At 70.5% G+C, this 23,076-nt stretch carries 24 protein-coding genes; 15 read left to right on the plus strand and 9 right to left on the minus strand.

The window, feature by feature from the left end:
- Positions 1 to 9: 9 nt before the first annotated feature.
- Entirely contained in the window at positions 10 to 441 is a 432-nt protein-coding gene (locus VA596_RS05375; RefSeq protein ID WP_323324195.1) for a MarR family winged helix-turn-helix transcriptional regulator, read from the minus strand.
- A 106-nt stretch (positions 442 to 547) separates the two neighbouring features.
- Between VA596_RS05375 and VA596_RS05380 the strand changes: the two genes are divergently transcribed.
- Positions 548 to 1,108 (plus strand): hypothetical protein, encoded by a 561-nt coding sequence (locus VA596_RS05380; protein ID WP_323324196.1) that lies wholly within the window; start codon positions 548 to 550, stop codon positions 1,106 to 1,108.
- Here VA596_RS05380 and VA596_RS05385 read toward each other — a convergent pair whose 3' ends face one another.
- Entirely contained in the window at positions 1,109 to 2,578 is a 1,470-nt protein-coding gene (locus VA596_RS05385) for an NCS2 family permease (RefSeq protein WP_323324197.1), read from the minus strand.
- Between the two features lie 83 nt (positions 2,579 to 2,661).
- On the opposite strand from VA596_RS05385, the gene VA596_RS05390 reads away from it, so the two are divergent.
- A complete protein-coding gene (locus tag VA596_RS05390) occupies positions 2,662 to 2,889 on the plus strand; it encodes a DUF2530 domain-containing protein (RefSeq protein ID WP_323325663.1) in 228 nt (75 codons plus the stop codon).
- Positions 2,890 to 2,892: 3 nt separating this feature from the next.
- Here the strand turns inward: VA596_RS05390 and VA596_RS05395 are convergent, their stop codons facing one another.
- Positions 2,893 to 5,700 carry a sacsin N-terminal ATP-binding-like domain-containing protein gene (locus VA596_RS05395; RefSeq protein ID WP_410171840.1) on the minus strand — a complete coding sequence of 936 codons (2,808 nt, stop codon included), beginning with the start codon at positions 5,698 to 5,700 and terminating at the stop codon, positions 2,893 to 2,895.
- Positions 5,697 to 7,982: a DUF3027 domain-containing protein gene (locus tag VA596_RS05405; RefSeq protein ID WP_323324200.1), complete on the minus strand. Its 2,286-nt coding sequence runs from the start codon at positions 7,980 to 7,982 to the stop codon at positions 5,697 to 5,699. Before VA596_RS05405 ends, VA596_RS05395 begins: the two co-directional genes overlap by 4 nt.
- A gap of 51 nt (positions 7,983 to 8,033) precedes the next feature.
- On the opposite strand from VA596_RS05405, the gene VA596_RS05410 reads away from it, so the two are divergent.
- From VA596_RS05410 to VA596_RS05420, 3 genes are read left to right on the plus strand one after another with little or no spacing between them, the layout of a single operon-like run.
- On the plus strand, positions 8,034 to 8,801 hold the full coding sequence (locus VA596_RS05410) for a glutaminyl-peptide cyclotransferase (RefSeq protein WP_323324201.1): 768 nt from the start codon (positions 8,034 to 8,036) through the stop codon (positions 8,799 to 8,801).
- 50 nt (positions 8,802 to 8,851) lie between these two features.
- Positions 8,852 to 10,762 (plus strand): MFS transporter, encoded by a 1,911-nt coding sequence (locus VA596_RS05415; protein ID WP_323324202.1) that lies wholly within the window; start codon positions 8,852 to 8,854, stop codon positions 10,760 to 10,762.
- Between the two features lie 10 nt (positions 10,763 to 10,772).
- Positions 10,773 to 11,261, plus strand: a complete 489-nt coding sequence (locus VA596_RS05420; RefSeq protein WP_323324203.1) for a DUF2771 family protein — start codon at positions 10,773 to 10,775, stop codon at positions 11,259 to 11,261.
- Positions 11,262 to 11,268: 7 nt separating this feature from the next.
- Here the strand turns inward: VA596_RS05420 and VA596_RS05425 are convergent, their stop codons facing one another.
- Complete coding sequence (locus tag VA596_RS05425) at positions 11,269 to 11,658, minus strand: cold-shock protein (protein WP_323325665.1); 390 nt, start codon at positions 11,656 to 11,658, stop codon at positions 11,269 to 11,271.
- Between the two features lie 133 nt (positions 11,659 to 11,791).
- Here VA596_RS05425 and VA596_RS05430 point away from each other — a divergent pair, with 133 nt between their 5' ends.
- The gene (locus VA596_RS05430) at positions 11,792 to 12,034 is read left to right on the plus strand and encodes a hypothetical protein (RefSeq protein WP_323324204.1); all 243 of its coding nucleotides are present in this window, start codon (positions 11,792 to 11,794) and stop codon (positions 12,032 to 12,034) included.
- Here the strand turns inward: VA596_RS05430 and VA596_RS05435 are convergent.
- Entirely contained in the window at positions 12,031 to 12,654 is a 624-nt protein-coding gene (locus tag VA596_RS05435) for an HAD family hydrolase (RefSeq protein WP_323324205.1), read from the minus strand. The two genes, VA596_RS05430 and VA596_RS05435, sit on opposite strands and share 4 nt — an antisense overlap.
- A 95-nt stretch (positions 12,655 to 12,749) precedes the next feature.
- Between VA596_RS05435 and VA596_RS05440 the strand changes: the two genes are divergently transcribed.
- Together VA596_RS05440 and VA596_RS05445 are read left to right on the plus strand one after the other, a co-directional pair.
- Positions 12,750 to 13,352, plus strand: coding sequence for a TetR/AcrR family transcriptional regulator (locus tag VA596_RS05440; RefSeq protein WP_323324206.1), 603 nt, complete (start codon positions 12,750 to 12,752; stop codon positions 13,350 to 13,352).
- Positions 13,353 to 13,356: 4 nt separating this feature from the next.
- Positions 13,357 to 14,325, plus strand: a complete 969-nt coding sequence (locus VA596_RS05445) for a R2-like ligand-binding oxidase (protein WP_323324207.1) — start codon at positions 13,357 to 13,359, stop codon at positions 14,323 to 14,325.
- Positions 14,326 to 14,346: 21 nt separating this feature from the next.
- On the opposite strand, the gene VA596_RS05450 is transcribed toward VA596_RS05445, so the two are convergent.
- The 3 genes from VA596_RS05450 to VA596_RS05460 form a co-directional block, all read right to left on the minus strand.
- Complete coding sequence (locus VA596_RS05450; protein WP_323324208.1) at positions 14,347 to 15,177, minus strand: hypothetical protein; 831 nt, start codon at positions 15,175 to 15,177, stop codon at positions 14,347 to 14,349.
- A gap of 47 nt (positions 15,178 to 15,224) precedes the next feature.
- Positions 15,225 to 16,883 (minus strand): AMP-binding protein, encoded by a 1,659-nt coding sequence (locus VA596_RS05455; RefSeq protein WP_323324209.1) that lies wholly within the window; start codon positions 16,881 to 16,883, stop codon positions 15,225 to 15,227.
- A gap of 464 nt (positions 16,884 to 17,347) precedes the next feature.
- Positions 17,348 to 17,683 (minus strand): hypothetical protein, encoded by a 336-nt coding sequence (locus VA596_RS05460; RefSeq protein ID WP_323324210.1) that lies wholly within the window; start codon positions 17,681 to 17,683, stop codon positions 17,348 to 17,350.
- A 488-nt stretch (positions 17,684 to 18,171) separates the two neighbouring features.
- On the opposite strand from VA596_RS05460, the gene VA596_RS05465 reads away from it, so the two are divergent.
- The 7 genes from VA596_RS05465 (at position 18,172) to VA596_RS05495 (ending at position 23,044) form a co-directional block, all read left to right on the plus strand.
- Positions 18,172 to 18,435 carry a hypothetical protein gene (locus VA596_RS05465; RefSeq protein WP_323324211.1) on the plus strand — a complete coding sequence of 88 codons (264 nt, stop codon included), beginning with the start codon at positions 18,172 to 18,174 and terminating at the stop codon, positions 18,433 to 18,435.
- 194 nt (positions 18,436 to 18,629) lie between these two features.
- On the plus strand, positions 18,630 to 18,896 hold the full coding sequence (locus tag VA596_RS05470; RefSeq protein WP_323324212.1) for a hypothetical protein: 267 nt from the start codon (positions 18,630 to 18,632) through the stop codon (positions 18,894 to 18,896).
- Positions 18,897 to 18,977: 81 nt separating this feature from the next.
- On the plus strand, positions 18,978 to 20,597 hold the full coding sequence (locus VA596_RS05475; RefSeq protein WP_323324213.1) for an AAA family ATPase: 1,620 nt from the start codon (positions 18,978 to 18,980) through the stop codon (positions 20,595 to 20,597).
- Positions 20,598 to 20,605: 8 nt separating this feature from the next.
- Positions 20,606 to 20,809 (plus strand): DUF2997 domain-containing protein, encoded by a 204-nt coding sequence (locus VA596_RS05480; RefSeq protein ID WP_323324214.1) that lies wholly within the window; start codon positions 20,606 to 20,608, stop codon positions 20,807 to 20,809.
- The gene (locus tag VA596_RS05485) at positions 20,797 to 21,372 is read left to right on the plus strand and encodes a 4Fe-4S single cluster domain-containing protein (RefSeq protein WP_323324215.1); all 576 of its coding nucleotides are present in this window, start codon (positions 20,797 to 20,799) and stop codon (positions 21,370 to 21,372) included. Before VA596_RS05480 ends, VA596_RS05485 begins: the two co-directional genes overlap by 13 nt.
- On the plus strand, positions 21,369 to 21,812 hold the full coding sequence (locus VA596_RS05490) for a hypothetical protein (protein ID WP_323324216.1): 444 nt from the start codon (positions 21,369 to 21,371) through the stop codon (positions 21,810 to 21,812). Before VA596_RS05485 ends, VA596_RS05490 begins: the two co-directional genes overlap by 4 nt.
- Positions 21,809 to 23,044 (plus strand): ComEA family DNA-binding protein, encoded by a 1,236-nt coding sequence (locus VA596_RS05495; protein WP_323324217.1) that lies wholly within the window; start codon positions 21,809 to 21,811, stop codon positions 23,042 to 23,044. Before VA596_RS05490 ends, VA596_RS05495 begins: the two co-directional genes overlap by 4 nt.
- Positions 23,045 to 23,076: the final 32 nt, after the last annotated feature.

Raw genomic sequence — 23,076 nt, forward strand, 5'->3', positions numbered from 1 at the left:
TCACCGTGGTTAGTTCCCCGCCATCCTGTCGATGATTTCGGCGGCTTTCGAGAGCACTTCACGCTCTTCGTCGCCGAGCTCGGCCAATTGCCTGTCCAGCCACGCCTCCCGGACGGAGATGGCCCGCTGAACGTAGGCCAGCCCGCTCTCGGACAACTCGACGATGGCCTGCCGGCCGTCGGTCGGGTGCGGACGCCGCTCGACGAACTTCATCTCCTCGAGCGCGGCGATCACCCTCGTCATCGAGGGCGGCTGGACGCCTTCCTTCGCGGCGAGCTGCCCGGGGGTCAGCGCACCGCACTTGTGCAAGGTGGACAGCGCGGCGACCTGCGTCAACGTCAGATCGTCCCCGACGCGCTGTGCCCGCAGCCGGCGGTTGAGCCGGACCACCGCGAGACGCAGACGGCTCGCCAAGGAGCGTTCGTGCGTGTCGCCGGACATATAGTTAGCATACCTTACGAAACTTCCTCCCTTCAGGTGATCTCCGTCAACCCGCAACCCGGAGGAGGCCCGCGCGTCCCTTCCGACGGAGGAACCTGGGGGTCCGATGAACAAGAAACTGGCCGGCTCGGCCGTGGTCGGCGTGGCGATCCTGGCCATCGTGGTGGCCCAGTTCTGGCGCGGAAGCGACGAAGCGCCGGCGGCCGCACCACCGGCGCCGAGCCCGTCCGCCGCCCAGCCGTCCATGGAGGAGTACGACTTCCCCGATGTGTCCGGCGGGCGCGGCTGGGCGATCCGGATCCCGGTGCCTTCGGGCTGGGTCGTGACGCACCAAAACGACCGCGCGAGCTACCGCAGCGGCGACCTCCTGCTGGAGACCGACAAGGTGCCGATCACGCAGGAAGACACCCTGAGCGGGCTCCAGGCCATCGCCGCGAAGGCGCACTATGACGGCTCGGTCGTGAAGCCCGTCGAAGCCGGTGACATCCAGGACGCGGCGGAATGGGACTACACCTACCTCCGCGACGGCACGCCCGAGCGGGTCACCGTCGTCGGGCTCGGCGCGGGCGACAGCCTCGTCACGATCCGCTTCGAGGCGCCGCCCGCCGAGTTCGACCGCGATCGCGGCGTCCTGGACGCCGCGCTGAAGGTCAGCGCGCCCGGCTGATCAGTTGAACGCGGCCTGGATCGGGCCGACCGCGAAGTACGCGACGAACGCCACCGCGATCACCCACATCAGCGGGTGCACCTGGCGGGCCTTTCCGGTGGCCGCGCGGATCACGACGTAGCTGACGAAGCCGGCGCCGATGCCGTTCGCGATCGAGTACGTGAACGGCATGACGACGATGGTCAGGAACGCCGGCAGCGCGATCGAGTAGTCGGTGAAGTCGATGTCGCGCACCTGCGCCATCAGCATCGCGCCGACCACGACCAGCGCCGGCGCGGCCGCCTCGACCGGCACCACCTGGTAGAGCGGCGTCAGGAACATCGCGGCGATGAACAGCACGCCGGTGACGACGTTCGCCAGGCCCGTCCGGGCGCCTTCGGCGATGCCGGCCGCCGATTCGACGAACACCGTGTTCGAGCTGGCCGAGCCGAAACCGCCGGCCGCGCCCGCGAGGCCCTCGACGAACAGCGCCTTGCCGACGTTGGGCAGCTGGCCGTCCGCCGGCAGCAGGTCGGCTTCCTTCGCGAGGCCGGTCATCGTGCCCATGGCGTCGAAGAAGTCGGCCAGCACCAGGGTGAACACGAGCAGGCAGACGGTGATGATCGGCAGCCGCGTCCAGGCGCCGAACGAGACGTCGCCGACGAGCGAGAGGTTCGGCAGGCCGACCACCTGGTCCGGCAGCGCCGGGTAGCCGAGGTTCCAGCCGAGCGGGTTCGTGCCCTTGGACGGCCCGGCCTTGACGATCGCCTCGACCACGATGGCCAGCACCGTCGAGGACAGCACGCCGATGAGGATGGCGCCCTTGACCTTGCGCACGACCAGGATGCCGGTGATGAGCAGGCCGACGACGAACACCGCGGTCGGCCAGCTCGCGATCGAGCCGTTGATGCCCAGGCCGACCGGGACGGTGGTGTGCGCGGCGTCCGGCAGCCGGCGCACGAACCCGGCGTCGACCAGGCCGATCAGGCAGATGAACACGCCGATGCCGACGGCGATCGCGGACTTCAGCGACGCGGGCACGGCCTTGAACACCGCCGTGCGGAAGCCGGTGAGCACGAGCGCGACGATGATCACGCCCTCGATGACGACCAGGCCCATCGCCTCCGGCCAGGTCATCTGCGGGGCGATGGTGACCGCGACCAGGCTGTTGATGCCCAGGCCGGTGGCGATGGCGAACGGGTAGTTCGCGACCAGGCCCATCAGGATCGTCATGACCCCGGCGACCAGCGCGGTGACGGCGGCGACCTGCGGCACCGGCAGGATCCCGCCGAGCAGGTCCTTGTGCGCGGCCGCGTCGTCCGGGGCGAAACTGCCGATGATCAGCGGGTTCAGCACCACGATGTAGGCCATCGTCACGAAGGTGACCAGGCCGCCGCGCAGTTCACGCGGGACGGTCGACCCCCGCTCGGTGATCTTGAAGAACCGGTCCAGTGTGGACGTCCCGGTGCGGGTCGTCTCCTGCTCCGCCATTCGCCCTGCCCATTCTCTCGCTGCTGCGGAGTACCCTGCACCTCGTGAGTGATCCGAGCAATCCACCGGAGGTTACGGGCTCGTTGCGGCACACGCCGGAGCTGCCCAAGAGGCTGACCGACCTGACGCCGGTGGTGATCGTAGGCACCACGATCTGGACCGTCGCGCTGGTGGTGCTCTTCTTCACGACTTCGGGGCTGTGGGTGCAGACGGCGCTGTCCGGGTTCGTGCTCGGGTTCATCGGGATGGCGATCATCCTGTGGCAGCGCGCCGCCGCCCGCCGTGGCTCTCGTTCCGCGCAGCGTCTCTAGGCGTCAGGCCAGCAGAGTCCGCGGCGACGGGTCGTCGAGCAGCGCCGTGATGAGGTGCCGGTCCGGCCAGCGCCCGGTCGCCCAGGCGAACGCGCGGGCCAGGCCCTCCGACGTGTCGGCCGCGTGCAGGCGGCCGTCGGACCACCACTGGACGTCGTGCTCGGTGACCTGGATCGACACGGTCAGCGGGTCGTGCACCAGCACGCCGCCGTCGGGCAGCGGGATCCCGAGCTGGTCGGCGACGAGCTTGAGCGCGGGCAGTTCGGCCCACGGCGCGTACTCGCCCTCGGTGACGACCTCCGCCGGGGTGGTGCTCGCCAGCGGCAGGTCGAGCAGGTCCGCCAGCCTGTCCGGCTCCTCGGGCGCGACGACGAACTGGTCCGGTTCGAGCGCCCCGGCGAACCACGGCACGTCCAGGACCACGGCGTCTTCGACGACGGAGCCGTCCGCGGCCCGGACGGCGTCCGGGGCGGCCGGCTCGAACCCGGACTCGACGACGGCGTCGTAGGCGCGCGTGATCAGGCCGGGCGAGATCGTGCGGTCCGCGTCACCGAGCCGGTTGAGGACGTCGGTCGCCTCGTCCACTGTGGACAGCGTCAGATCCTGGCGCACGCCGGCGGTTTTGAGGAGGTCCTCGGTGAGGCCGACGTCCGGGACCTCGTCGTAGAGCCCGGCGAGGTCCGCGTCCGGCAGCCGCCACTCGTTCGGCGCCAGGCCGCCGAGCACGGCGTACTGCGCGATCCACCAGGCCGCGTGCCCGCCGGGCAGGCGCAGAGCGTGCCACGTCTCGGGCCGCGCCGCGAGCAGGCGCAGCGCCGCGGGCCAGGAGTCGTCGGCGACGAGGTCGAGGTCCCGGATCGCGACCAGCGTCGTCGGCGGCTCGGTCCGCGCGTCCCACCAGGCTTCTTCGTCCGGGAGGTCGTGGTCGGGTTCGTGCGGCTCGTCGTCCTGCACCAGTGCGAACGAGTCGAGCACGCCGACGGCCTTCAGCGTCTCGGACGGCCAGTCCTCGGCGAAGTCCTCGTCGAGGACGTCGAGCGTGCCGTCCTCCTCGAAGACCTCTTCGTCGAAGATGTCGATGAGGGGCGAGGTCGGGAGGACGAGTTCGTCGGCGCGGCGCCAGGTGTCGGTGGCGGGCAGCGCGAGCGCGCTCGTCCACTGTGGAGCGTCGTCACCGCAGTCGGCGATGAGCCGGAGTACCGCGCCAGCGAGGGTCGTCCCGTCCAAACCGGACCGCACGTCCTCGACGCTGCGCTCGACGGCGTCACGCAACTGGTCGGCGTTGAGCAGCTCCCGCGCATCGGCGTGCTTGGCGCCCAAGCGTTCCAGCAGCGGGTGCGACGCCGCGGGGTGCACGAGCCGCAGCCCGGGAATGTCCACATCGGACAGCAGTTCGAGCAGCTCGGCCGAGCCGTCGACTAGCAGACTGCCCCGCGCACCCGGCAGCGTCCGGCCGTCGGAGAGCGGAACGGGCAGGCCGTCCAGCCGGGACGCGGCGAGCGCGTGCGACTCGACGGCGACGTTCAGTGCTTTGTAGACGTCGTGCCACCAGCCGGGTTCCCTGCTGGTTCCGGTCAGCGTCTCCAGCACCTCTTCGATGCTGATCACTTGCACGGCAACGGCTTTGAGCACGTTCGGGGCGTCGTCGAGCAGGCCGGGAAAGACGTCCGTGAGCAACGCGGGCAGGCCGGGCACGTCGACGTCGAGCACGCGCGCCTGACGACCGGATACCTCGCGGCCGTCCTGAGTGGACAACCACGGCTCGTTCGACAGGACCGACAGCACGTCTTCACGCAGCTGCGCGTCCACTGTGGACTTCGGGAACCCCGGCACGGGCACAAGCGCGAACCGGTGCTCCGGCGGCAGCAGCCGGACGAGTTCGACGTACTCCCTGGCGGCCTTTTCCAGCGCCTGCTTCAGTTCCGGCCCGGGCAGCACCCGGCGCCGCGACGGCTCGACCGGCACCGCCGCGAGCAGCCGGGCAGGCAACGACAGCCCGTCGTCGGTCGGGGTGGGCGCGCGGAGAACGTCTTCTTCGATCGGGACCGGCGTGCCTTGGTTGTCAACCGGGACAGCCCACACGACGTCACCACGATGGGTCAGCCACCGGGTTTCCGTTGCTGGGCACCGAATCTCGACCACATCCTGATCGGCGGCGCGAGTCCAAACGCGACCGTCCACATCGAACTCGGCAAGCCACGGCAGGGCGAGCAGAAGATCGGCGACGTCCTTGCTCAGTTCGTCAAGAAGACCTTGCCCGTCGACATCATCCCGCAGCGGCAGGCGAACCTCGGTGTCAAACCCTTCTGAGACAGCGGTTTCAGTCGGCCACGGCAGCCGGAGAACGGGAACGTCCCCCTCGATCCCGGCGGCTTCGCGGGTCCGATCGGCGGAGAAGACGACCCCACCGGTGGTGCTCAGAACCTGAGGCTCGTCGGAAACGGTGCGCACGGCGGCAAACCCGACCCCGAACCGCCCGACGGTGTCCCCGGTCTTCCCCGACGCTCGCAAGGACGCGAGGGAAGCAACCCCACGAGCGTCAAGGGGAGCCCCGGTGTTGGCGAACCGAAGCTGACCGTCCACAAGCGACACCTTGACGCGCCCCGGCGCACCGGCGGCCATGGCGGCGTCGGCGGCGTTCTGCGCCAGCTCGACGAAGAGCCGATCCCGATAGGCCCCGACACGCAGGTCACGTTCGACGTTGGTGTCCTCGGTGAGCCGGGTGGGCGAGTCCCGCCAGGAGCGCAGGGTCGCCTCCCGAAGCCGCGCGGTACCAAAGGGATCGCGCGGCTCGGGCGCAGAGTCCGTCACCGGTCGCTACGGTCGTCGGTCTCGGCCGGCTGATCCGGCTCGGTCACCACCACATAGGTGAGTTCACCCTGAACGGGCTCAGGCTCGGACTGCGCCTCAGCCACCACAGCTTCCGGCACGTCGACCTCGGCACCGGCCGGCCCGACAGTCGTGTCGGTCGCCTCGGCTTCGGACGAGACGGTCTCGGCGGTCACCACAGAAAGCTCAGGCTCGCTCACCGTGGTTTCCCGAGCCTCAGGGGTAGCGGCAGGCAGCTCGGCAACGTCAACCCGAGCCGGCTCCTCTGCGACCTGGTCAACCGCCTGCGCGTCGACCACATCGGTCACGTCGCGCCGGGTCGCCTCACTCGCAGCCTCCGACGAGTCGGCAACCACGGGTTCGGCCACCGCAACCGGCTCGGCGAACTGCTCGTCGACCGCCTGCGGCTCAGCCGCGGCGGTCCGGCTTTCCGGCGAAACGGTTTCGGTCTGCTCGGCCGCCGCGTGGTCCGCCCCGGAGGCCCCCTGCGACTCGGCACCCGCATCGATCACCGCGGCCTCAGCCACCAAGGGCTCGGCTTCAGGCACAACCGACTGCGGCTCGGCAGACACCTCAGCCCGGCTCGGCTCCGAAACCTCGGGCTCGGCTCCCGCTGCCACCGGCTCAGCGACAACGGCCTCGCTCTCAGCCGCCACCGATTCAGACTCGGCGGTTACCGGGTCAACCTCAGCCAGCTCGGCCTCCGCAGCCACCGGCTCAGCCACAACCGAGTCACCCGCAGCCGCCACCGAACCAGACTCGCCCACCACCGGGCCAGCCCCAGCAAACTCGGCCTCCGCCGCCGGCGACTCAGCCACAACCGAGTCACCCGCAGCCGCCACCGAACCAGACTCGCCCAGCACCGGGCCAGCCCCAGCCGACTCGGCCTCCGCAGCCACCGACTCAGCCACAACCGAGTCACCCCCGGCCACCACCGAACCAGACTCGGCAGTCACCTCGGCCGGCTCGGCTTCCGGTGTCGCCGTCGTTGCTGCCTCGGCAGCCGCCACCGACTCGGCAGCTACTTCCGCTGCCTCTGGCTCGACCTCGCCAGCCACCACGGGCTCGGCAATTACTTCCGCTGGCTCTGGCACGACCTCTGCCGCCGTCGGCTCGGCAGCCACCTCGGCGGCCGCTGCCACCGCCTGCGACTCCGCAGCCTCTGCCACCTGCGGCTCGGCCGCCTCAACCTGCTCCGGCCCCGCGGCCTCAGCCACCTCCGGCTCGGCCACCTCAACCTGCTCCGGCTCCGCGGCCTCAGCCACCTCCGGCACCGCAGCCATCTCCGGCACCGCGGCCTGTGACTCGGCAGCTACCTCCGGCTCGACCTCCGCCGTTGACAGGTCCGCCTCTGCCACAGCCGTCTCGGGCTCGGCTGCGGGGGACTCCACCGCCTCCGTTGCCTCCACCAGCGCGACCGCCTCGACCTCGGCCACCGTCGGCGGTGCCACCGTGCCGGAGACGTCGGAAGCAGCGGGGGCAGGAACAACAGGCTCGACCTCAGCAGGCGCCGGGTCGAAGTCCAGCAGGGAGTCGTCGTAGACCAGTTCGGCCACCGGGATCGAGGAGGTCACCTCGACCTCCACCTCCGAGTGCGCTCCGCAGCCGTACTCGACGTCGACCACGTGGCCGTCTGCTGGGGCGATGTCGTTCGTGCACGCTCCGAAGCCGCCTCGCAGGGAGCCGGCCAGGGGGACGAAGAAACCGCACGTTCCGCAGACCCCCGGGGCCGAGCGGGCCATGTCGGACCGGGGGCCGAACTCGCCGGTGTGCCAGCGGGTCGCTGCGTCTTCGCGGCCGTAACGGGACAGGACGTGGATGCGGCCCAGGCCCGTCTCGCGCGCCACCTCTTCCACCGCCGGGTCGTCCGACTGGAGGTACGCCGGGGCGAGGCGGGGGTCGTTGGCGTCCGTCGGGAAGATGTCGCCGACGCCCAGGTCGCCCGCGCGGACGCGGCGCTCCCACGGGACCCACGCCGGCGCGATCCGCGCCTCCGGGCCGGGCACCAGGACGACCTCGCTCACCGTCACCGGCTCGTCGTCGCCCGCCAGAGCGACCGTCACCGACCAGCGCCAGCCGCGGTAACCGGGCACCTGGGCTTCGAACAGGTGACTCGCCGAGACCGCGTCCTCCCGGCCGGCGCCGACGTGGGCACCGATCTGCTCCTCGGGCGCTTCCTCCAGCACCGCGGCACGCGCGAAACCCACCGCTTCGGCGAGTTTGCGCTGCACGGAGCCGTCGTCCAGGGTCAGCAGCAGAGTCATGCGGCCAATTGTGCCGCACGCACCCGCGGCGCCCGTGCCAGGCTGTTCAACGTGCGCACGCCGATCATCACCACGCTGCTGCTGGCCGCCGCGCTCGGCGGCTGCGCCGGCACCCCCGCCACGCCGCCCGGGGCCGAACAACTGACCGTCCAGGTGGTCGCGACGCTGCCGCACGACCCCGCCGCGTTCACCGAAGGCCTCGAGTTCGCCGGCGGCACGCTCTACGAGAGCACCGGCCTGTCCGGACAGTCGCAGCTGACCGCGGGCCCGCCCGGCGGACCACCCGCGACCACCGCGGCGCTGCCGGCACCGCTCTTCGGCGAGGGCGTCACCGTCCTCGGCCCGACGCTCTGGCAGCTCACCTGGCAGGACGGCTTCGCGATCGAACGCGACACGAAGACCCTCGCCGAGCTGCGGCGGGTGCCGTTCCAGGGTGAGGGCTGGGGCCTGTGCCACCAGGACAGCGGACGGCTGGTGATGAGCAACGGCTCGTCGTCGCTGACCTTCCGCGACCCGAAGACCTTCGCCGTCACCGGCAGCGTCGAGGTCGGCCGCGACCAGCTCAACGAGCTGGAGTGCGTCGGCGGCGACGTCTACGCAAACGTTTGGCACACCGACACGATCCTGCGGATCGACGCCGCCACCGGGCACGTCACCGGCACGATCGACGCAGGTCGGCTGCGCGCCCAGGCGAAGGTGACCGATCCGGAGGCCGTGCTCAACGGGATCGCCGCCGTGCCGGGAACCGGCGAATTCCTCCTCACCGGCAAGCAGTGGCAGGTCACGTTCCGGGTGAGGTTCGTCCCGCAACACCCCTAAAGCACGGATGAGCGGGCGTGGCGGCCCCCGGGTAAGGCAGGATTGGTCACGTGGCACTCTTCGGCTCCCGCTCCGACTCCGACGGCTCACGCGGCCGGCCGGGTCAGCAGCGCGGCCGGAAGAGCAAGCGGCGCTGGACGCCGGAGCCTGGCGCGGCGCAGGCCCGGTCCTGGCAGGAGGCGGCGCCCACGCGCGTCGACCGCCCGGCCCCGACCCGCGTCGAACGCCCCGTCCCGCCGCCACCGCCAAGGCAGGAACCGCCCAGGCGCGAGCCGCCGCGCGCCGGGTTCGTCCCCGACGCGAACGAGGCCCCGACCGCCGCCGCGCCGACCCGGCACCAGCCACCGCCGCCGCGCGGCGCCCGGCCGTACCCGCCGGCCCACGACCCGCACCGCACCGAGCCGGTCCGGCGCGATCCCCACGGCTTCTACCAGGGGGAACGGCGTCCCGGCAGCGGTGAGTACGAGCACTACGACACCGGTGGCTACGCGGGCGAGCCGCGTCCGCCGGAGCCCGAACCCGTGCCGCCGCGTGAAGAACCGCGGACGCCGGGTGGCACGCCGAAGCTGCCGAAGAAGATCACCGTCACGCGCGTGGCGGCGATGCGCAGCCGGCAGCTGACCGGCCAGGCCGTCGGCGCCTTCCAGCGCGCGACGAAGGCCGACGGCGCCGAGAAGTCCGGCCTCACCTCGCTGACCTACGCCGTGATGCTGAACTACGCCAGCGACGCGGCGATGGCGATCGCGCTGGCCAACACCCTGTTCTTCGCCGCGACCAGCGGCGAGAGCAAGGGCAAGGTCGCGCTCTACCTGCTCATCACGATCGCGCCGTTCGCGCTGGTCGCGCCGGTGATCGGGCCGGCGCTCGACAAGGTGCAGCGCGGCCGCCGGCTGGCGATGTGCGCGTCGTCGATCGGCCAGGGCCTGATGGCCGTCGTGATGGCGCTGCACTTCGACGACTGGCTGCTCTACCCGGCCGCGCTCGGGATGATGGTGCTCTCGAAGTCGTTCACCGTGCTCAAGGCCGCGGTGACGCCCCGGGTGCTGCCGTCCGAGATCACGCTGTCCAAGACGAACGCCCGGCTGACGACGTTCGGCCTGGTCGCCGCCGGGGTCTTCGGCGCGCTGGCCAGCGGCATCAACGCGCTCTCCGGCGCCGCGGGCGCGCTGTGGTTCACGGCGCTGATCTGCGTCGCCGCGGCGGTGCAGTCGATGCGGATCCCGGCCTGGGTCGAGGCGACCGAGGGCGAGGTCCCGACGTCGCTTTCGGCGCACCCGACCGAGAAGAAACGACGGCAGCCGCTGGGGCGCCACATCGTCGTCGCGCTGTGGGGCAACGGCTCGGTGCGCGTGCTCACCGGCTTCCTGATGATGTTCGCTGCGTTCGCGGTGAAGGCCCAGACCGAGGGCACCGGGCACAGCCCGTTCATGCAGCTCCTGCTGCTGGGCATCATCGGCGCCGCGGCCGGGGCCGGCGGGTTCATCGGCAACGCGCTGGGCTCGCGGCTGAGCTTCGGCAGCCCGGACCAGGTGATCGTCGGCTGCGTGGCGGGCTGCGTGCTCGCCGCGCTGGTGGCGACGGTGCTGCCCGGCCTGGCGACGGCGGCGATCGTCGGCCTGATCGGCGCGACGGCCAGCGCGCTGGCGAAGATCAGCCTCGACGCCGTGATCCAGGAGGACCTGCCCGAGGAGTCGCGCGCGTCGGCGTTCGGCCGCTCGGAGACCGTGCTGCAGCTGGCCTGGTGCTTCGGCGGCGCGGTCGGGCTGCTGCTGCCGCCGACCTACTGGATCGGCTTCATGGTGATCACGATCCTGCTGGCGGTCGGGATGACCCAGACGTACCTGGTGCGCCGCGGCGGCTCGCTCGTGCCGGGCCTCGGCGGCGACCGCCCGCTGCGCCCCGAGCCGACCGGCAGCTTCCCGGCCCAGGGCCTGCCCGGGGACCCGAGGGCCCGCCGGTAGGCTCCGGCGCATGCGACGTTCCCGGGTGGTGGCCCTGCTTGCGGCCGGTGGGTTCGCGGTGCTGACCGGCTGTTCGGCACCCGGCCCGGCCGAGGTCACCTTCTACGCCGACGGCCACACGATCAACACCACGCCGGTACTGACGTGCGACTACTCGCAGCAGCTCGCCCAGCCGTGCAGCGCGAAGGGCGCGACGCAGACGCTGAAGGTCCGGCCGGGCAAGCCGGTGCAGATCTCGGTGCCCGGCGAGGTCGCCGGGGCGCCGTGGCAGATCGTCTACGAGTACGTCACCCCGCAGGGCGAGTTCAAGCAGAGCGACCCGATCCCGTTCACGTCGCTGGACCGCTACGCGTACACGGTCACGCCGCCGACGCCCGCCGACCGCATCTCGGCGGTCGACGTGCAGAAGTACACGGCCGTGCTGAACGCGGGCACCGGCGAATCGGGCCTGCTGCCCAGCGACGTCTGGGGCCTGCGACTGGACCAGCCGCAGTCCTGAAAGCGGTTTAGGGGTCGAGGTCCCGGGCGACGGCGCGCATGATCTCGCCGATCTGCTTGGTGTTCTTCTTGTCCGGGTAGCGGTTGCGACGCAGGTCCGGCTGCACCTTCAGCTCGATCAGCTTGATCATGTCCTCGATCAGGCCGTGCAGCTCTTCGGCCGGGCGACGGCGGGCCTCGGCGACGGACGGCGGCGGGTCGAGCAGCCGGACGGAGAGCGCCTGCGGCCCGCGGCGGCCGTCGGCGACGCCGAACTCGAGCCGTTGCCCGGCCTTGAGCCCCTCGACGCCCTGCGGCAGCGCGGCCTTGCGGATGTAGACGTCGGCGCCACCATCGTCCTGCGTGACGAAACCGAACCCCTTCTCCACGTCGTACCACTTGACCTTGCCGGTCGGCACTTCCCTCACCAATCCTTCTGCTGTCCCGCTCACGACGAACGCGCCCGGTGGGCGTACCCAGGGCGCGCTCCTGAAAGGGTATCTCGCCACATGCCCTGGGGAGAAGTCGATACCTGCGGATACCCTCTGCTTCATGACGACCGCGACAAAGGAGGCCACCGTGGCCGCCCCCGGTAAACCGTTCCTCATGCGGATCGGCATCGGCCTCTTCGGCCTCGGCATGCTCGCCGTCCTGGCGGTGTTCATCATGTTCGCCGCCGGTCTGGAGAACCTGCCGATCTGGCTGTCCCTCGGCGCCGGCGTCGTCACCCCGCTGGGCTTGGCGCTCGGCCTGCTCGCGCTCGTCCTCGAGGCCCGCGGCAAGAAAACGAGCTAAGGCACCACGCTCCCCGCGAAGGTTCGTTCGAACCAGTCCGGGAACTCCGTCAGGGAGTCGAACACCACGTCCGCGCCCTCGCTGAGCAGCAGGGCGCGGTCGCACGGACCCGTCGTGACGCCCACCGCGAGCGCGTTGGCGGCCAGCGCACCGCGGATGTCGCCGGCGTGATCTCCGACATACACGCGCGCGTCGTGCGCCAGGAGCGCCTCGGCCTTGCGCGTCGACCACAGCTCGCCGACGACCTCGTCGACCTCCAGGCCGAGCGCGTCCACGTGCAGCTGCGCGTTGGGCCCGTACTTGCCGGTGACGACGAGCGTGCGCCCGCCGGCGTCGCGCACGGCCCGCAGCGACTCGACCGCGCCCGGCAGCGCGACCGTGCTCGGCACGACCATGTCCGGGTACAACGCGCGGAAGCGGTCGACGAGGCCGGGGATGCGCTCCTCGGGCGCTTCGAAGCCGCGCAGGATGTCGTCGAGGGGCGGGCCGAGGTTGGCCGCGAACGCGTCGCCGTCCAGCGGCAGGCCGGACTCGGCGCCGAGCGCGTTCATCGCCGCGGCCATGCCCGGCCGCGCGTCGATCAGTGTCATGTCGAGGTCGAAGCCCACCGTGATGCCCACACCCGCCACGGTAGCTGCCACCACCGACATATTTACACGTAGACCGATCATGTACAGCGTCTTGACAGCGGGGTGATCTGTGTCAAGGTGAGGGTGTGACCAGCTTCACTGACCGAACCAGGGCGTCCCTCCGGGAAGCGCTGCTCGACGCCGCCGGTGACCTGCTGCCGGACCGGGGTTACGCGGCGCTGCGGATGGCCGACGTCGCGGCGAAGGCCGGGGTCAGCAGGCAGACCGTCTACAACGAGTTCGGCAACAAGGCGGCGCTGGCCCAGGCGGTGGCGCTGCGCACCGCGGCGGAGTTCCTCGACGGGATCCGGCAGCGGTTCGAGACGGCGGGCGGCCTGCTGGCCGGCATCCACTGCGCCGTCGTCTACACGATCGAGCACGCCCGGGAGAACCGCCTGGTCGCCGCGGCGCTCGGCACCGAAGCGGGCGAGGACCTGCTGCCGCTGCTGACGACCAAGGGCGAGCCGATCCTGACCGCGGCCGCCGAACTGGCCGCCGGGCAGTACCGCGAGCTGGAACCGGGACTGACGGCCGAATCGGCCGCCCTGCTCGCGGAGACCGTCGTGCGGCTTTCGCTGTCGCACCTGGTGCTCCCCACGCACTCCGCGGCGGAGGCGGCCGACGCCGTCACCGCCGTGCTGGCTCCCGCGATCCGCCACTTCGTCCACCGTTCGTCCACAATGGAGTGACACGATGACCGACACGCTCGCCGAACTGCGGACCGGCTTCTCCTCGCTGCGCAAGGGCGGCCTGAACTGGGACTCGTTCCCGCTGCGGCTGTTCGCCAAGGGCAACAAGAAGTTCTGGAACCCGGCGGACATCGACTTCGGCCGCGAACGCGAAGGCTGGGACACCCTCAACCCCGAGCAGCAGCGCAGCACGACGTACCTGGTCGCCCAGTTCATCGCCGGCGAAGAGGCCGTCACCGAGGACATCCAGCCGTTCATGCGGGCGATGTCGGCGACCGGCCGGTTCGGCGACGAGATGTACCTGACGCAGTTCTGCTTCGAGGAGGCCAAGCACACGGAGGTGTTCCGGCGCTGGATGGATGCCGTCGGGCTGACCGAGGACCTGCACCCGTACGTCGCGGAGAACCCCCACTACCGCAAGCTGTTCTACGAAGAGCTGCCCCGGTCGTTGCGGGCGCTGGAAGACGATCCGAGCCCGCTCAACCAGATCCGCGCGAGCGTGACGTACAACCACGTCATCGAAGGCAGCCTCGCGCTGACCGGTTACTACTCGTGGCAGCTGATCTGCACCCAGCACGACATCCTGCCGGGCATGCAGGAACTGGTCCGCCGCATCGGTGACGACGAGCGCCGCCACATGGCGTGGGGCACGTTCACCTGCCGCCGCCACGTCGCCGCGGACGACTCGCTGTGGGACGCCGTGCAGCAGCGGATGGGCGAGCTGCTTCCCCACGCGCTCAACATGATCCAGTGGGTGCAGGACCAGTTCGAGGAAGTGCCGTTCGACAACGACCCGGAGGAGATCATCCAGTACGCGGCCGACCGCGCCCAGCGGCGCCTGGGCGCGATCGAGTCGGCGCGCGGGATGCCGGTGGCGCAGATCGACCTGGACTACTCGCCGGAGCAGCTGGAGGACACGTTCGGCGAGGAGGACGAGAAGGCGATCGCGGAGGCGGCGGCCGCCGCCTCCTGACACTTTCGGTTCACCAGTGCGTCAGCTCGCCGGCCAGTAGACCGCGTGCCAGGCGTCGGCCGTGTCGGACTTGCCGACGATCGTCCCGTCCCGCGCGATCCCGGTCGCCCTGCCGGCGTCGCCGCCCGGCAGGGTGCCGAGGCTCGTTTCCGTGCCGTCGGCGCCCCAGCGCGCGGCCACCGATTCGACGTTGCCGACGGCGGTGCCGGCCGCGTCGACGGCTTCCGAGCGCCGGCCGCCTTCCAGCACCGTGGCCGTGCCGTGGACCCACCGCACGGCGCGGTCCTGGGCGAACTCCAGGGCGCCCGTTCCCACGACCACCCCGGCGGAGTTGATCGCGCGCGGCTGCGCGTAGGACGGCGGCGCCGGCCAGCCGAGCCGGACCAGCCGCCCGTCGCGGCCCCAGGCCACCGGCCTGGCCTGCCCGGTTTCGGTGACGGTCCCGGTGATCACCCCGGCGTCGCTGATCGCGGACACCGTCGCCTCGGCGTACCCGGGCGAGAGATCGGTGACGACGCCCGCGGCGTTCCAGCGCACGGCGTGCGGGTGGGCCGCCGCGTCGTACGCGATCCCGCTGATCAGCGAGCCGTCCGCGGTGATCCCGGTCGCGTCGGTCTGGCCGCCGCCCGGCAGCGGCGCGAGCGTGACGCTCCGGCCGTTCCGGTCCCAGCGCAGGGAAACCTGGCCGCCGTGCCCGTCCGAGCCGCCGCCGATGATCACCCCGGCGGCGTTGATCGCGGCGACGTCGCTGAACTGGTCTCCCGGCAGGGTGCCCAGGTCGACGGGCCCGGCCGGGGCGGCGTCCGCGACCGCGGGCAGCCCGAGCGACGCCACGGCGAGCAGCGTCCCCAATGCGCCCCTCCGGCGCGCCGGGAACGCGCCTCCGTCGTCCAGCCGATTTAGGCGTGCTTCGCCGAGGCCGCGGCTTCCAAGCCCAGCAACGTGATCGACTTCTCGCGCATCTCGACCTTGCGGACCTTGCCCGTCACCGTCATCGGGAACTCCTCGACGACGTGCACGTACCGCGGGATCTTGTAGCGCGCCAGCTTGCCTTCGCAGAACTCGCGCACCTTCTCGGCCGTCAGCGGCTCCGCGCCGTCGCGCATGCGGACCCACGCCATCAGCTCTTCGCCGTACTTCTCGTCCGGGACGCCGACGACCTGCGCGTCGAGGACGTCCGGATGCGTGTAGAGGAACTCCTCGATCTCGCGCGGGTACAGGTTTTCGCCGCCGCGGATGACCATGTCCTTGATGCGGCCGGTGATGTTGACGTACCCGTCGCCGTCCATGACCGCCAGGTCGCCGGTGTGCATCCAGCGGGCCGCGTCGATCGCTTCGGCCGTCTTGTCCGGCTGCTCCCAGTACCCGAGCATCACCGAATACCCGCGCGTGCACAGCTCGCCCGGCTCACCGCGCGGCACCGTCAGCCCGGTCTCCGGGTCGACGACCTTGACCTCCAGGTGCGGCCCGACCCGCCCGACCGTCGACACGCGGCGCTCGATCGAGTCGTCCGAGCGGGTCTGCGTCGACACCGGGGACGTCTCGGTCATGCCGTAGCAGATCGACACCTCCGCCATCCCCATCCGGTCGATGACCTGCTTCATCACCTCGACCGGGCACGGCGAGCCGGCCATGATCCCGGTGCGCAGCGACGACAGGTCGAAGCTCGCGAAGTCCGGGTGGTTCAGCTCGGCGATGAACATCGTCGGCACCCCGTAGAGCGACGTGCACTGCTCGGCGGCGACGGCTTCGAGCGTCGCCTTCGGGTCGAACGCCGGCGCCGGGATGACCATGCAGGCGCCGTGGCTGGTGCAGGCCAGGTTGCCCATCACCATGCCGAAGCAGTGGTAGAAGGGCACCGGGATGCAGACCTTGTCGGCTTCGGTGTAGTTGCACAGTTCGCCGACGAAGTAGCCGTTGTTGAGGATGTTGTGGTGGCTGAGGGTGGCGCCCTTGGGGAAGCCGGTGGTGCCCGAGGTGTACTGGATGTTGATCGGGTCGTCGGCCGACAGCGCGGCCTGCTTCTCGACCAGCAAGGCCGGGTCGCCCTGCCAGCCGGCGTCCATCAGCGCCTGCCAGCTCTCGCCGCCGAGCAGCACGACGTGCTCCAGCTGCGCGCACTTCTCCCGCACCTCGTCGACCATCGCGGGGTAGTCGGACGTCTTGAACTTGTCCGAGGCGACCAGCAACTTGACGCCGGCCTGGTTGAGCACGTACTCCAGCTCGTGCGAGCGGTACGCGGGGTTGATGTTGACCAGGATCGCGCCGATCTTGGCCGTCGCGTACTGCAGGAACGTCCACTCGGCCCGGTTCGGCGACCAGATCCCGACCCGGTCGCCCTTGCCGACGCCCTGCGCGAGCAGCCCCAGCGCCAGCGCGTTGACCTCGGCGGCCAGCTCACGGTAGGTCCACCGGCGCCCGGCGTACCGGTCGACCAGCGCGTCACGGTCGCCGTGCGCCGCCACCGTCCGATCGAAGTTGTCACCGATGGTGTCCCCGAGCAGCGGGGCCTCCGAGATCCCCGAACCGTAACTCGGCAGGGCGGGCGCGTCAGGCATGGTGGCTCCCTTGGACGTCTTCGTCGGGCCAGGTGAGTCTAAGAACCAAGTGGCCCCTCAGCCAGATCAACGCCGGCCACGAACTCTCCGCGATCCCGATCTTGCTCGAATCGAGTACGCACACGGCTCACACGGTGACCGCGATGCGCGAAATACCGTGACAAGTGTTGCAGCGAGTAGCCGAGGAGCGACTGTGGTCGTGTGAAACGGCAGCGGCACCAATTGGTGCACCACGCCCGGTAACGCTGTGGCGCACGAAAGCGACTGAGGGTATATTCCTGTGCATATGCACGTGCGTTGCAAATTGCAGGGTGCACGACGGTCACGAGGAAGATCAGCGGATGGGGGTCGATCTGTGTTCGCGCGCGGAACACAGCATCAGTCGCTCACCTGCGACACGAGATATCGATCATTGAAAAATGAATATCAACAGCTTGAAAGAAAACAACAACTGCCGAGCGGCGTCAGAGAATGATGACCTGCTTGGTCTCGGTCGCCGTCTTGATCTGCAACTCCGCCTGCTCCACCTTGGTGGCCCGATAAAGCACCTCGCCGTAGCCGATGAGCCTTCGCACCGCCTCAGTCAAGGTGACTCCCTCGCGTTCGATGACCAATTGCAACGCGGTGATGGTCTCCGGGTTGACGGCGACGTTGATGCGCTTGGGCGTGGCCGGAGCCGACGACGGCGCCACCGCCACGTCCCGCGTGCCGGAGGTCGGCGCCGCGGCGTTCGCGGCCTCATCGGCAGACTTGCGCTCGTCGACCGCGGGGGCATCTTGGGTGGGTGCGGGCGTCGTCATGGCTCTCTCCTCCGTCAAGTCTTGTCTCCTGATAGTGGAACGCGGTGATCAGGTGGTGGTTACGTGTGCCGTACGTGGCACGTCCGTGGCAATCATCCGGTTCAGTCGGCGGCTGGCACGTCTTGTTACAAGCGTAGCTTGCGCAAGTATTTCACAGGTCAGGCTCACCTCACTTTCTCGACGTCGAATATCGGCCACTCTCGACCGTGGCACACAGGGTGACTTGCACACTGGCAGTGCACTAGCACCACATCAAACGTGCACTCGTTAGTCTGCCAAATTTCACTCGAATGGCCCACGCATGATCGGGAACCGACTACATGACCCATGCGTATGACACGCCATGGGCGCTTCAAACGTACAGATTCACCACATCAAACTCACGCCGGGGTAACCTGGGGCGCGGCAAGGGGCTACTGCCATGTCCTGTTCGACCGCTCTCGTGAGCACTTGATCCACCCTGGCCGCTCGAGGAAGGACATGATCTGATGACTCCACCGGAACCGCCCGTCACCGTGTCGCCACCTGGCGGTGACGATCTCCCCTCGACGCCTTCCGAGGTGACCGCTCGGATCGACGAAAGCGAATTCGCGAACGCGGTCGCCCTGACGACCGATGAATACACGATCTACATCGGACGCGAAAAAATCGCCGGTACCAGGCCCCTCTTCCGGTACGAGACCGAGGGGGACGGCGAGAGACATTGCCCTGGCGGCAGCCCGTGGAGCAACGGCGGTGGACGCCCGCTGTGAATACCCCGCCCGACCAGCCGCAGCCGACCTCCCCCCAACCTCTGCCCCCAGCGGCCGGTGTCTGGAGTGATCCCACCACCGCGGGACAAGGTGACCTGGTACACGTCCGGCCTGCGGAGGCGCCCACGACGTGGAGCGACAACGTTCCCAAGTCAGGACCGTCACAGGATCATCCGGCGCCAGGCAAAAAACCCTTGGTCAACATCGAAGAAACCTTTGAAGAGCGCCAACAGGCCACCAAGATGAAGCACGTCTCCACCATGCAGAAATGGGTGCTGTTCGGAGTCGGCATGATCCTGTTGCTGGTTTTCACGCTCATCCTCGTCGCGGCGTGGACCACTCCCGATCAGTTGACGAGCCAGTTCTCTCTTGAGCTCGGCCGCATGATCCTCCCGTCGATGGTCGGATCCGGTGCCACGATCGTGGGAGCGTTGTTCATCAGCAACAGTCACAAGGATTGACCTCGCGCAAACCCGCTCCGCGGGGGCCTGCCGCGCACGGACCCGCTGGTAGCATCCGGACGGACTTCGAGGGGGCGATCGATGGCCGGCCAGGGGTTTCGCGATGAGCTGACCCAGTTGCTGCAAGCCCGGTATCCGCTGCTGGTCGTCGAAACGCACGAAGAGCAGCGGGTGGTGCGGGAGATCCGCGCGGTCGCGGAGGACGGTGCCCGGCTGCGGACGCCGCGCCGGGTGTACGTCTGGTCGTCGACCACCGGGCTGGCTCCGGCGGGCGGTCCGCCGATCGCCGACACCCGCAGCGCGTCGGCCGCGCTCGAGCGCGTCTACGGCTGGAGCGAGCCCGCCGTCTTCGTCTTCGCCGACCTGCACCCGTCGCTGGTTTCCGAGAGCGGGCACCGGCCCGATCCCGAGGTCGTGCGGCGACTGCGTGAGCTCGCGGCCGCGTTCAAGACCCGGCCGGTGCCGCTGAGCCTGATCCTGGTGTCCCCGTCGCTGCCCGTGCCGCCGGAGCTGGAGCACGACGCGACCGTCGTCGAGTTCCCGCTGCCCGACCGGCAGCAGATCGGCGAGCTGCTCGACGGCATGGTCGCCGCGCACCGGCAGCACGTCCGGATCAGCATCGACCGGGACGATCGCGACATGATCGTCGCCGCCGCGCGCGGGCTGACGTTGCCGGAAGCCGAGAACGCGTTCGCCAGGGCGCTGGTCGAGGGCGGTGGCCTGGACCCCAGCGACCTCGAGCTGATCCTGGCCGAGAAGCGCCAGGCCGTGCGCCGGTCCGGGATGCTCGACATCGTCCCGGCGGAGACCGGGTTCGACGCCGTCGGCGGCCTCGACCGGCTCAAGCGCTGGCTGACCAAGCGCACCGGCACCTGGACACCCGCCGCGTCGGCGTACAACCTGGCCGCGCCGAAGGGCCTGCTGCTGTCCGGCGTCCCCGGCTGCGGCAAGAGCCTCTCCGCGGTGTGCGTCGCGAACATGTGGCGGCTGCCGCTGCTGCGCCTGGACCTCGGCCGCGTCTTCGCCGGCTTGGTCGGCTCAAGCGAGAAGAACATGCGCACGGTCATCCGCACCGCCGAGGGCATCGCGCCCTGCGTGCTGTGGGTCGACGAGATCGAGAAGGGCCTCGCCGGCGCGGGCGGCAGTGGCGACGGCGGCACCGCGCGGCGCGTGTTCGGCACGTTCCTGTCCTGGATGCAGGAGAAGACGGCGCCGGTGTTCGTGATGGCGACGGCGAACCAGGTCGACTCGCTGCCGCCGGAGTTCCTCCGCAAGGGCCGGTTCGACGAGATCTTCTTCGTCGACCTGCCTTCGACGCCGGAGCGCACCGCGATCTGGCGGATCCACCTGAACAAGCGCGTCACGGACGACTTCGTGCGCAGCGAGCTGAAGGTGGACGACGCGCTGTACGCCGAGCTCGCCGACGTCAGCGCGGGCTACAGCGGCGCGGAGATCGAGCAGGCCGTGCTGTCCGGGCTCGTCGACGCGTTCGCCGAGAAGCGCCCGCTGCGCCGGGACGACCTGGTGCGGGCGGTGAAGTCCACGGTGCCGCTGTCGGTCACCCAGGCCGACGAGATCCTGGCCATCCGGCAGTGGGCGGAGACCCGCGCGGTAGCTGCCACGGACAACGACGTCGCCGCGGTGCCGGAGCCGGCGCCGTCGCGGCCGGAGCCATCGAGGGGAAGGGCGATCGACGTATGACGCACCGGGTGACCGTGACCATCGCCAAGGACGGCTCGATCAGCGCCGAGACGCACGGCGTGACCGGCTCGAAGTGCCTCGACTACATCCCCCTGCTGGAGGACCTGCTCGGCGCGGAGACGGAGACGTCGGAGTTCACCGAGGACTACCGGCGCACGTCCGCCCAGGCGGAGAACACGGCTTCGCAGCAGCAGTCGCAATGGAACTCCTGAACCTGCACCGGATCGTCGACGTCACCGCCGCCGAAGGGCCCGGCCTGCGGTGCGCGGTGTGGACGCAGGGCTGCTCGGTGCGCTGCCCCGGCTGCTTCAACCCGCAGACGTGGACGACCCGCGGCGGCACGCTCGTGGCTTGGCAGGACCTGGCTGAGCGGGTGCTGGCGATCGACGGCATCGAGGGCGTCACGCTGCTCGGCGGCGAGCCGTTCGACCAGCCGGAACCCTTGGGCGCCTTCGCTTCCGCCGTCCGCTCGGCCGGGCTGTCCGTGATGACGTTCACCGGGAACGTCCTGGAGGACCTACCACCGTCGGAGCTGCTCGACGCGACGGACCTGCTGGTGGACGGGCCTTTCCTGGCCGACCGGCCGGAGCCGTCGCGGCCGTGGATCGGCTCGGTCAACCAGCGGTTCCACTTCCTGACCAACCGTTACGACGAGTCGATCTTCAGCACGCCGAACCGCCTGGAACTGCGGATCGCGACGGACGGATCGGTGGAGCTGAACGGGTTCGCGACCACCGAAGTACTCGAAGCGCTGCTCGAAGGGGATCACCGATGAGCGTCACGCTCAAGCTGCGCAGCGAAGCGCTGGCCCAGCTCAACGCCGCCACCATCGCCGCGCACACGCAGGCGCAGCCCGGGGTCGTCACCGTGCGGACCCGGATGCGGCACCGCGACCTGCTGGCCCGCGCGCTGTCCGGGCTGCGCGCCCAGGTCGGCGACGACGGCAACGCCGTCGTCGGCGCGTGGGAAGGCCGGCGGATCACGTTCGTCTACGGCCCGGACGGCGTCCAGGTGGCGCACGTCGACGGCCCCGGCCTGACCCCCGCCGAGGCCGAGCGGCTCGTGCTGTCGGTCGACGAGGCGTACGGCGCCGAGGTGCAGCGCGCGGTGCTCACGCGGCTGAAGGAGCGCGCGGCCCAGTCCGGTATGCGCGTCGAGTCCGAGCGGACCAACGCCGACCAGTCGATCAGCGTCACCCTGGCCGCCACGTCGTGACCGAGGTCAGGGTCGGGCTGATCGAGTTCGGCAAGGCGCTCAACGCCAGCGTCACCCTGCCCGGCCTCGGCGAGCTGCCCGGCGGCCAGGTGAGCGCGGGCCGGGCGGTCCGCGGCGCCCGCGCGCGGCTGAAGCGGGCCGACCGGATCCTCGCGGACAACCTGCGCCTCGGGATCATGGTGCGGAAGAAGTTCTTCTCCAGCGACGTCGAGCCGGTGACCGACGCCGGGTTCCTGAAGGACGTCTTCGTCGCGGTCGGGCGCACCGACCTCGGGCCCGGTGACGCGCTCGAGCTGTACACGGACGACATGGTCGGGCCGGACACCAGCCGGCAGCTCTGTATGGCCACGGTGCTCGCCCCGGCGTACGACCAGCTGACGGGCTTCCACGTCCAGGTGCGGTCGGAGCGTGGCGTGCTGCGGTTCGGCGCGTTGACCGGGCTGTTCCGCGGTGGGCGTCCCGTCGGCCAGCCGATGCGGGTGCTCGGCCTGTTCGGCCCGGCCGGGCCGCTCCCGGAACTGCCGTCCGGCCAGCTGGGGACGGTGCTGCTCGGCTTCCAGTGCGACGTCCCGCCGATGGCCGGCGACGCGCTGACGGCGTACGAAGAACCGGCTCACGACCACCTGGAACGCCGGGAGGGCACGGCGCACGTCCACGGCGTCACCGACCTGGGCAACGGCTCGGTCGTGGCCGCGGTCGAGGTGCCGGACGGGCGGACGAACAACCTGCTGACGGTCGGCACGAGGGCCCGCCTGCTGCGCCCGGTGGGCACGACGTTCAACGAGCGCAGCACGGTGGTCGCGACCGACCTGCGGATCCTGTCGGTGGCGAGGGGCGGCGTCGCGATGCGGACGGCAGCCGGCACGGGGGTGTTCACCCTGGGCTTGGCGACGCGTGACGTGCGGCAGAACGACATCGTCGAGACGTACGTCCCGGTCGACGCGCCGGTTCTGGCGCCGCCGCCGGTTTCCGCCCCGCTGCCGGTTGCTCTCGTGGACGTCAACACGGCAGCAGGCCCGGAGCTGGCGCGCCTGCCGGGCATGACTCCCGAGCGGGTGAACGAGGCGCTGGAGCAGCGCCGGCGTCAGGGCGGCTTCCCGGACGTGGAGGCGTTCGGCGTCGCGGCAGGCCTGCAGCCGCACGAGATAGTCCGGCTGCGGGGGCGCGCGACGGCGGGCCAGGCGCCCGTCATCGCTCAGCGGGAGACGGGCGTGCGGCAGCTGGACATCTGAGCGCCGGGTGCCGGTTCCGCTACGCTCGGCAC

The sequence above is a fragment of the Amycolatopsis heterodermiae genome, from assembly GCF_034929455.1.
GTDB lineage: Bacteria > Actinomycetota > Actinomycetes > Mycobacteriales > Pseudonocardiaceae > Amycolatopsis > Amycolatopsis heterodermiae.

What these genes read in the sequence shown, in the direction of transcription:
- VA596_RS05375 (WP_323324195.1), bottom strand. Translation starts at nt 441, where the DNA reads ATGTCCGGCGACACGCACGAACGCTCCTTGGCGAGCCGTCTGCGTCTC.
- VA596_RS05380 (WP_323324196.1), top strand. Translation starts at nt 548, where the DNA reads ATGAACAAGAAACTGGCCGGCTCGGCCGTGGTCGGCGTGGCGATCCTG.
- VA596_RS05385 (WP_323324197.1), bottom strand. Translation starts at nt 2,578, where the DNA reads ATGGCGGAGCAGGAGACGACCCGCACCGGGACGTCCACACTGGACCGG.
- VA596_RS05405 (WP_323324200.1), bottom strand. Translation starts at nt 7,982, where the DNA reads ATGACTCTGCTGCTGACCCTGGACGACGGCTCCGTGCAGCGCAAACTC.
- VA596_RS05420 (WP_323324203.1), top strand. Translation starts at nt 10,773, where the DNA reads ATGCGACGTTCCCGGGTGGTGGCCCTGCTTGCGGCCGGTGGGTTCGCG.
- VA596_RS05430 (WP_323324204.1), top strand. Translation starts at nt 11,792, where the DNA reads ATGACGACCGCGACAAAGGAGGCCACCGTGGCCGCCCCCGGTAAACCG.
- VA596_RS05445 (WP_323324207.1), top strand. Translation starts at nt 13,357, where the DNA reads ATGACCGACACGCTCGCCGAACTGCGGACCGGCTTCTCCTCGCTGCGC.
- VA596_RS05455 (WP_323324209.1), bottom strand. Translation starts at nt 16,883, where the DNA reads ATGCCTGACGCGCCCGCCCTGCCGAGTTACGGTTCGGGGATCTCGGAG.
- VA596_RS05460 (WP_323324210.1), bottom strand. Translation starts at nt 17,683, where the DNA reads ATGACGACGCCCGCACCCACCCAAGATGCCCCCGCGGTCGACGAGCGC.
- VA596_RS05465 (WP_323324211.1), top strand. Translation starts at nt 18,172, where the DNA reads ATGACTCCACCGGAACCGCCCGTCACCGTGTCGCCACCTGGCGGTGAC.
- VA596_RS05475 (WP_323324213.1), top strand. Translation starts at nt 18,978, where the DNA reads ATGGCCGGCCAGGGGTTTCGCGATGAGCTGACCCAGTTGCTGCAAGCC.
- VA596_RS05485 (WP_323324215.1), top strand. Translation starts at nt 20,797, where the DNA reads ATGGAACTCCTGAACCTGCACCGGATCGTCGACGTCACCGCCGCCGAA.
- VA596_RS05490 (WP_323324216.1), top strand. Translation starts at nt 21,369, where the DNA reads ATGAGCGTCACGCTCAAGCTGCGCAGCGAAGCGCTGGCCCAGCTCAAC.